Below are 1,357 nucleotides of genomic sequence, written 5' to 3' on the forward strand. Positions count from 1 at the left end.
AACGTATGGCCCGCCCCGTCCGCAAGGGGTTTTTTGAAAGACAGCTCTGTTCAGTCTGCGTCAACGTATCCGGTCTCGAGGTCTCGCCTCGGCCAAGATGGAGATCCGCGCAGCTTGGTCCTCATAATCTGACCGGTCTCAGGCGACCGTTCAAGTTGCCCAGGTTTCCAAGCTGCCGTTCGACTGTCAGGCCATCTTCCTATCACCACCCGCAGATTGCCGCGACCGTTCGTCGGCCGCCAATGCTCGTCACAGTCCTATGCCGCCGCCATCGCTGGCTCGAAGCCGCGGTCCTTCCGCAGCACTGCCCACGCGATGCGGGCGAGCTTGGCTGCCAGCGCCACAACGACGATGTTCTTGTGCACTCTTTGTGAGAGGCTGCGCACCCATCGGCCCAGCGGCGTATCCTGTGCCGCGATATGCGGCAGCGCCGCTCGCGCGCCATGGATCAGGTTCGTTCGCAGGTAGCGATTGCCGCGCTTGGAGATTCCCAGCAACCGCGGCTTGCCACCCGTTGTCGCTTGCCGCGGCGTCAGACCCAGCCAAGCGGCAAGATCACGTCCGCGACCGAAGTTCTGTGCATCGCCGACCGCCGCAGTAAGCGCGGTGGCATTGATGATCCCGATGCCGGGGATCGTCGCCAGACGTCGGGCAGAGGCATCCTCGCGCGCCATGTGCACGAACTCGGCGTCAAAGGCAGCGATCCGCTCATCGAGTCCGCGCCACTCGGCACGCAGATCCCCGATCAGAAGGCGCATGCGCGGCGACAGTCGCGTGTCCTCCTCGTCGGCGAAGGTTGCCAGCGTATCCTCGAGTTTGCGCCGTCCCTGTGCCACGACGATCCCCCGCTCCAGAAGAAGGGCACGCAGATGGTTGATGAGCGCCGTACGTTCGGCCACCAGGCGCGCACGCGCACGATGCAGCGCCTGGATGTCCGACTGCGCCTCGCTCTTGACCGGCACGAAGCGCATCGTCGGCCGGGTTGCGGCTTCTGCGATCGCCTCGGCGTCCCGATCGTCGTTTTTGTTGGCCTTGACATAGGGACGGACATATTCCGGCGACATTAGACGGATCGTGTGGCCCATGGCGCCGAGCACCCGACCGACGTGATGCGCTCCGCAGCAGGCTTCCATCGCCACAATGCAAGGCGGCATCTTGCAGACAAAATCCGCAACGCCGTCACGACGAAGGCGACGGCGTAGAACAACGGCACCAGCCTCATTCAACCCGACGAGGCTGCACACGTTCTTGCCGAGATCAATTCCAAGCACGAATATAGACATCGGTCCGTTCCTCTCTCGTTTGCAACAAGAGCAATCTAACCGATCGCTCCGGAGAGGGGCGGGCCATCCCATAA

1 protein-coding gene is annotated in these 1,357 nt (G+C 63.1%); it reads right to left on the minus strand.

What is annotated here, in order from left to right:
* Positions 1 to 257 precede the first annotated feature (257 nt).
* On the minus strand, positions 258 to 1,283 hold the full coding sequence (locus ATC00_RS00030; protein WP_064251558.1) for an IS110 family RNA-guided transposase: 1,026 nt from the start codon (positions 1,281 to 1,283) through the stop codon (positions 258 to 260).
* Positions 1,284 to 1,357: the final 74 nt, after the last annotated feature.

This window comes from Sinorhizobium americanum (genome assembly GCF_001651855.1).
Lineage (GTDB): Bacteria > Pseudomonadota > Alphaproteobacteria > Rhizobiales > Rhizobiaceae > Sinorhizobium > Sinorhizobium americanum.